The 3,047-nt window shown below is 70.9% G+C and carries 2 protein-coding genes; both read right to left on the bottom strand.

Features of this window, described 5'->3' with window-relative positions:
- The coding region (locus ABZ208_RS38910; protein WP_356914172.1) for a type I polyketide synthase at nt 1-1,853 on the bottom strand (1,853 nt) is incomplete at its 3' end.
- Between the two features lie 73 nt (nt 1,854-1,926).
- Nucleotides 1,927-3,047: KR domain-containing protein (locus tag ABZ208_RS38905; RefSeq protein ID WP_356914171.1), on the bottom strand; the 1,121-nt coding region annotated here is incomplete at its 5' end.

Genomic DNA, 3,047 nt, shown 5'->3' with positions numbered 1-3,047 from the left:
CGCGCACACACCTCGTCATACGCATCGGCGAACACCGGGAACGCCGCATACAGCTCACGCCCCATCCCCAACCGCTGCGACCCCTGACCCGAGAAGAGGAACCCGACGCGCCCGCCGGCGCCGAAGTGGCCGCGCACCACGCCCGGGGCCGGGGAGCCGGAGGACACTGCCCGCAGCCCCTCGGCGAGCTCCGCCGACGTCTTGCCCTGCACCACCGCGCGGTGCTCCAGGGCCGTGCGCGTGGTGGCAAGCGAGAACGCCACGTCCAGCGGTGAGACATCGGTGTCCGTACGGGACAGCAGGCGTTCGGCCTGGGCGCGCAGCGCCGCTTCGCTCTTGCCGGAGATCACCCACGGCACCGGCACGCCCTCGGCCGGAAGTGCGGCCTCGACGGCGGCGGCTTCGGTGTTCTCCGCGCCTTCTTCTGGGGCCTCCGGGGCCTCTGCGTCCTGCGTGAACGCTTCGACCGAGGGGGCCTCCTCGATGATCGTGTGCGCGTTGGTGCCGCTGATCCCGAAGGAGGAGATGCCGGCCCGCCGCGGCTGGTCCGAAGCCGGCCAGGGCGTGGGCTCGGTCAGCAGCCGTACGGCGCCCGCCGACCAGTCGACGTGCGGGGACGGCGCGTCGACGTGCAGCGTGCGCGGCAGTTCGTCATGGCGCATGGCCATGACCATTTTGATGATGCCCGCCACACCGGCCGCGGCCTGGGTGTGGCCGATGTTGGACTTGATGGAGCCCAGCCACAGCGGCTTGTCGTCGGAACGGCCCTGCCCGTACGTGGCGAGCAGTGCCTGTGCCTCGATCGGGTCGCCGAGCCGCGTGCCCGTGCCGTGCGCCTCCACCGCGTCGACCTGCGCGGTAGTCAGCTGCGCGGCGGCCAGGGCCTGGCGGATCACCCGCTGCTGCGAGGGGCCGTTGGGGGCGGTCAGGCCGTTGGAGGCGCCATCCTGGTTGACGGCGGAACCCCGCACGACCGCGAGCACCTCGTGCCCGTTGCGGCGGGCGTCCGAGAGACGTTCCACCAGCAGCAGGCCGGCGCCCTCGCCCCAGCCGGTGCCGTCGGCACCGGCGGCGAACGCCTTGCAGCGGCCGTCGGGTGCCAGTCCGCGCTGGCGGCTGAAGCCGACGAAGGTGGCGGGGCCGGCCATCGCGGTGACACCGCCCGCAACGGCTAGTGAGCACTCGCCGTTGCGCAGCGCCTGGATGGCCAGGTGCAGGGCGACCAGGGACGACGAGCACGCCGTGTCGACCGTGACGGCCGGCCCTTCGAGGCCGAAGGTGTAGGCAACCCGGCCGGAGGCGACGCTGCCCGAAGTGCCCGTGCCCAGATAGCCCTCCAGGTCTTCCGGGGAGTTCTGCAGGGTGGCGAGGAACTCGTGGTTCATCACTCCGGCGAACACGCCGGTCCTGCTTCCCGCCAGAGAGGCGGCGTCGATGCCGGCCCGCTCGAAGAGCTCCCAGGACGTCTCCAGCAGCAGCCGCTGCTGGGGGTCCATGGCGAGCGCCTCACGGGGCGAGATCCCGAAGAGGCCGGCGTCGAACTGCGCCACGTCGCGCAGGAACGCGCCCTGGCGGGCGTAACTGGTCCCGCGGTTCTCCGGGTCCGGGTCGTAGAGCGCGTCCAGGTCCCAGCCGCGGTCGGCGGGGAACTCCGAGACGGTGTCCCGGCCCCCGGCGACCAGCTCCCACAGATCCTCGGGCGAGTTGACGCCTCCCGGGTAGCGGCAGCTCATCCCGATGATGGCCACCGGATCCCCGGCGGCGTCCTCGTAGTCACGAAGGCGCCGCCGGGTCTCCTGGAGATCTGCGGTGACTCGCTTCAGGAAATAGCGGAGCTTGTCCTCGTTCGCCACCGAAATCGTCCCTCACCCCTGCGAAGACTTACCGGAATTCGACAAAGGAGGTCACCGGGACGCACGGGAACGGTCAGGAGATCCCGAATTCCTTGCCGAGCAGATCAAATACTTCGTCGTCCGTGGCCGATTCCAGATCGCTGCGCGTTCCAGAGCCTTCTGGCGCCGGCGCCTTGCCGGATTCGTCGGCAATCGCCAACACAGCCTGGAGCTTTGACAGGATCCGGTCGCGAGCTTCACTCTCTGCCAACTTCGTGACCAATTCTTGTTCGACCCTGTCCAGGTCAGCAAGTAGGGAATCCACTAGAGCTGGTTCCGCCGCCCCCACCGTCTCCGTGAGCACATGACGGGCGAGGAGAGCGGGTGTCGGGTAGTCGAACACCAGCGTCGCGGGGAGCCGCAACCCGGTGGCCTTGTTCAGCCGGTTGCGCAATTCGACGGCCGTCAGCGAGTCGAATCCCAGGTCCTGGAAGGCGTGTTCCGGTCGGACCGTACGGTCCGACGCGTGGCCCAGGACCGCGGCCACCTCGGCCCGGACCAGGTCCAGGACAGCCTTGTCCCGCTCGGCTTCCGGCAGCCCCTCCAGGCGGTCGGCCAGCGAGGACACGGAGGGCACGGCAGCTGCCTGTGCCGTCCTGCGGGCCGCAGCCGGCACAAGGTCGCGCAGCACCGCCGGCGCTTCACCGGCGCGCAGCGCACCGGTGCCGAGGCGGGCCGGGGCGAGCACCTCCTCGTCCGAGGCCAGTGCCGCGTCGAAGAGTCGCAGCCCCTCCTCCGGCGGCAGCGGCAGCACGCCACTGCGCGCCATCCGCGCCCGGTCGGCCTCGGCGAGGCCGACCGTCATCGCGCCGGACTGCTCCCACACACCCCAGGCCAGCGACGTGGCGGGCAGACCCGCACGGCGGCGGTACGACGAGAAGGCGTCGAGGAAGGAATTCGCCGCCGCGTAGCTCGCCTGACCGGCACTGCCGACCATTCCGGCGATGGACGAGAAGACGACGAAGGCGGCCAGGTCCATTTCCCGGGTGCAGTCGTGCAGATTCAGCACGGCGTCCACCTTGGGCCGGAAGACCTCCCTCATCCCTTCCGGTGTGATCGAGGCGATCACGCCGTCGTCGAGGACGCCGGCGGTGTGCACGACGGCCGTCACCTGCGTCCTGGCCAGCGCCGCGGCAAGGGCGTCCCGGTCGGCCG

It is taken from the genome of Streptomyces sp. NPDC006208, from assembly GCF_040613775.1.
Lineage (GTDB): Bacteria > Actinomycetota > Actinomycetes > Streptomycetales > Streptomycetaceae > Streptomyces.
This window is presented reverse-complemented; position numbering and strand designations above follow the sequence as displayed.